Genomic DNA, 3,986 nt, shown 5'->3' with positions numbered 1-3,986 from the left:
TCGCCGACCCGGCGCATCGGTTCTCCTTCGCTCTGGTCAAGAACCGGATGACCACGCCCGGCCTGGACGCGCGGCTGACAAGCGAGATCCGTACGGCGCTCGGCATCGCGAGCAACTGAGTACCCGCGGGCAGCGGGAACCACGAGAACGTCGTGTCCTCTCCAACAGGCATACGGACGAGGACACCGCACCGATCGGCGAGCGCAGGTTTCAGGATGGGGAAATGGCCTTGCTGCTGTGACGCGAGCCCGCGATGCTGAGCCGGTGCCAGGACAGCGGAAGAGGAAACACCAGCAACAGGACACGGACGCCAGCCTGCCGCCCGCACCTCCTCGGACGCGGGCCGCTGGGAAGTCCTCCTCGAGAGCAGGACGAGTCGGAGTGGCGGGCGCACCTCCGCCATCTGCATGCCGCGGAGGGGCGGATCGACTGGGCGATGACCCGGATCGACACGCTCTGCGGACGACTGACGCAGCCGACCACTCGCCGGTTGAGCCTGTTCGTGCCGGACCCTGCGCGCGCTTCCACACGGCCTAGTACTCCAGCCGGACTTCTTCATTCGCGCTGGTCAACGGCTTGGGTGTGGGGAGTGTAGCGGGCTGGAATAGGGGTGGGGCGGTTTTTGCCGGGTCGCCCCACGAACGTGTGGCCGCGCTGCTTGTAGTGGCAGCGGCGGGCGCGTGCTCGGTGGCGGCGACGCCAGTGGGACCACCTCATCGCGTGGTCGCGGTCCGGAGCACGGCGGCGGGGTCCAACTGCCAGCAGACGTCGAATCTCGGCCGGCGTGAGGTCCACGAGGTCGGGTGTGTCCCGCTTACTGCCCCCGTTACCCACGTACATAGCTAAGAGACCGTCCGTCCTCGCCGACAAACTGCGCACGTTCTTCGCCCTCCTGAACTGAGAGGTCAGATGGCCACCACTTCGCCCCAGCCCGCCGACGTAATCGAGCGGCGGGCTCTCAACCGTGCCTTCCTGGCACGCCAGTTGCTGCTGGCACGACGAACGATGCCGGCGGAGGAGGCGCTCGAGCACCTCGTGGGTCTGCAGGCACAGGCACCCATTCCGCCGTACTACGGCCTGTGGACCCGGCTGGAGGACTTCCGCCCCGCGGAACTGGTTGGCCTGCTCACCGAACGGCGGGCCGTGCGCATCGCCCTGATGCGGGGCACCGTCCATCTGGTCACCTCCACCGACTGCCGCAGGCTTCGGCCCTGTCTGCAGCCCTTCATGGAACGAAGCCTGATCACCACCTTCGGCAAGGACCTGAACGGGCTGGATCCGGCCAAGGTCGCGGCGGCCGGCCGGGAGCTCCTGGAACAGTCTCCTCTGACCGTAGGCGACCTGAGCGCCTCCTTGCGGACGACCTGGCCCGACCACCCCGCCTCCACGCTCGGCAACGTCGTACGCAGTCTGCTGCCGGTCATCCAGATCCCGCCCCGCGGAGTGTGGGGTCAGAGCGGACAGACGACGTACGCCACGGCGGAGGACTGGCTCGGCGCCCCGCTGGACCCGGAGCCCGACGTCGATGCCCTGGTCCTACGCTATCTGGCGGCTTTCGGCCCTGCCACCGTCAAGGACATCCAGGTGTGGTCGGGGCTCACCCGGCTGCGCGCAGTGACCGAGCGCCTACGCCCGCAGATGGTCTCCTTCCGTGACGAGGACGGCCGAGAGCTGTGGGATCTGCCCGGCGCACCGCGTCCGGACCCCGACACGCCCGCGCCGGTGCGCTACCTGGCCCCGTATGACAACGCGATCCTCTCCCACACGGACCGCACCCGCATCATCAGCGACGAGCACCGCAAGGCCATCGCGACGAAGAATGCCGTGATTCCCGGGACGATTCTGGTCGATGGGTTCGTCGCCGGGGCGTGGCGGACCGACCGTGCGCGCGGGGCGACGACTCTCAACGTCCAGCTCTTCCACCCGGTGAGCAAGCGCCGGCGTGCCGAACTCGCGGAGGAAGGGGAACGTCTTCTGCTCTTCGCGTCGGACGGCGCGGCAGGGTGTGAACTGCGCATCGCCGACGCCTGACCGCGATGCGCCAAGGGGCGGGCCTGCCGGGGTGCTACCGGCTCCGAGCCGGCCTCCGGACCTTCGCCCCGCTTCTGAAGCCTCACCCAGGAAATGCCGACGCGCTCGAGCTCTGGATCACCCAGGACCGTGCAGTTGATCTGCCCCATCTGCACGCCTTCACCCGGGGCCTGGAGCGAGACCTCGACGCTGTGATCGCCGCGCTCACACTCCCATGCAGCAACGGCCCAACCGAGGGCGTCAGCACCAAGACCAAGCTGATCGCACGCCAGGTGCACGGACGGGCAGGTCGTGGTGACTTGCTGGCCGGCCTTCAGCCACGCTCTGCTGGTAGTCCTCGACCTGACACCCAAACCAAGCTGGATCCCCAACATCCGCGGGCCGTCGTCGTCCGCGTCCCCGGAGGCGCACTGGGTGCGTACCGGGGCCGGGCGGCGGAGGCGGGCAGGCGGTGGATCGACTACCGGCTCGGCTGAAGCCTGGGGGTGGTGGGGTGGTGGTCGGTAGGTGAGGCGGTTACCGCCGACCTGGTAGCGGGAGGGCTCTGAGGTGTAGCGGCGCAGGACGCCACGGCAGAAGTAGAGCACGGCCCAACGCTCGCCAAGCCTGAGCTGGAAGTCGACCAGCCTGACGATGCGCCAGCACATCGCGCACCAGGTGCCGGGGTTCAGTTGCGGTCGATCAACACGGCGACCCCGTCCAGGATCCGCTCGAGGCCGAACTCAAGCGGATCGCCAGCGCGCGGCGCGAAGCCGCCGGCGGCGATGGCGGCGGTCAGTGCGGGGAAGCGCTGCGCGTGGCGTTCCAGCAGCTCGGCGGACAGCCGGTTCCACTCCCGGTCACCCTCCTCGTCGTGGTCGACGAGCTGCTGGGCAAGGTTCCGGATGTGCCCGATGACCAGCAGGAACGTGTCGTGCTGCTGCGCGGCGGACAGCCCGGTGGGTGACAGTACGCCCAGCGCGGCGTCGAGCCAGGCCAGTTGGTTGGGGCCCATGAGCTGCCGACGCATCGCCGTGGCGGTCAGGCTCCACGGGTGGCGTCGAAACAGAGCCAAGCACTGCCGGGCCCATTCGGTCAGCTGGGGGCGCCAGCCGCCCGGAATGCCGCTCAGCGCCGGCGGCGCGCCGAGGGCGGCGTCGACCATCAGGTCGACAAGGTCGGACTTGCTGGGGATGTAGCGGTACAGCGCCATGGTGGTGACGTCGAGCTCAGTCGCGATGCGCTGCATGGACACCGCGTCCAGGCCCTCGGCGTCGGCGACCTCGATGGCGGCGCCGACGATGCGCTCGGCGGTCAGCGAGGGCTTCGGACCGCGACGGGGTTGCTCCTGCTCGCCCCACAGCAGCGCCAGGCTCGCCTTCGGGTCGCGCTTCTTCTCTCTGCTCCCTGCCACGCCTGGGCTCCTTGGATTGACGGTCACTCAGAACCGTGTATAACATACACTCAATTGTGTATCAGATATACAGTTTTGGGGAGTGACTGTGATCGGCATTGTTCTCATGGCGTCCGTCGCCGCCCTCGTCGCGCCCGTGACCGGAACGCTGGGCTACCGCCGGCTCAAGCAGGTCCGTAACGCCCGGCTGATGCGCATCACCACCCCGAACGGCATCAACGAGCAGGACTTCGTCCGCATCGGTGGGATCGACCAGTGGATCTCGATCCGCGGCGAGGACCGGAACAACCCGGTGCTGCTGGAGCTCCACGGCGGCCCCGGCTCCTCCAACTCCTGTGGGGCTCGTAAAATCATCGCTGCTGGCCAGCACCCGCCTCCAGGGTCGTCTGTGGGGACTTGTAATGCTGCCCTGATGATCGTGTCCCTGCTCTACCGCACCGCCCGCGCGCTGTTGTCCGTCCCCGCGGTCCTACTGCGTCGAGACACCGCCAAGGATGCCGAACTGCTGGTGCTGCGGCACGAGAATGCCATCCTGCGCAGGCATGTGAAGGGCAGGGTGCGC

At 68.4% G+C, this 3,986-nt stretch carries 2 protein-coding genes and 2 pseudogenes; 3 read left to right on the top strand and 1 reads right to left on the bottom strand.

Features of this window, described 5'->3' with window-relative positions; all coding sequences use genetic code 11:
* The first annotated feature begins 909 nt into the window (after positions 1–909).
* Positions 910–2,031 carry a winged helix DNA-binding domain-containing protein gene (locus ACFU8Q_RS39920; RefSeq protein ID WP_384464668.1) on the top strand — a complete coding sequence of 374 codons (1,122 nt, stop codon included), beginning with the start codon at positions 910–912 and terminating at the stop codon, positions 2,029–2,031.
* Positions 2,028–2,321: pseudogene (locus ACFU8Q_RS39915) on the top strand (transposase); the annotation flags it as partial. The gene ACFU8Q_RS39920 and the pseudogene ACFU8Q_RS39915, both read left to right, overlap by 4 nt.
* A gap of 377 nt (positions 2,322–2,698) precedes the next feature.
* Here the strand turns inward: ACFU8Q_RS39915 and ACFU8Q_RS39910 are convergent.
* Positions 2,699–3,424, bottom strand: coding sequence for a TetR/AcrR family transcriptional regulator (locus ACFU8Q_RS39910; RefSeq protein WP_383764369.1), 726 nt, complete (start codon positions 3,422–3,424; stop codon positions 2,699–2,701).
* 88 nt (positions 3,425–3,512) lie between these two features.
* On the opposite strand from ACFU8Q_RS39910, the pseudogene ACFU8Q_RS39905 reads away from it, so the two are divergent.
* Positions 3,513–3,986, top strand: a pseudogene (locus ACFU8Q_RS39905) (hypothetical protein); the annotation flags it as partial.

The sequence above is a fragment of the Streptomyces sp. NPDC057543 genome (assembly GCF_042801895.1).
GTDB lineage: Bacteria > Actinomycetota > Actinomycetes > Streptomycetales > Streptomycetaceae > Streptomyces.
The sequence above is the reverse complement of the archived record's forward strand: the minus strand, read 5'-3'. Positions and strand labels throughout refer to the sequence as shown.

Excerpts from the sequence above, each read along its gene's own strand:
- ACFU8Q_RS39920 (WP_384464668.1), top strand. The coding sequence starts at position 910 with ATGGCCACCACTTCGCCCCAGCCCGCCGACGTAATCGAGCGGCGGGCT.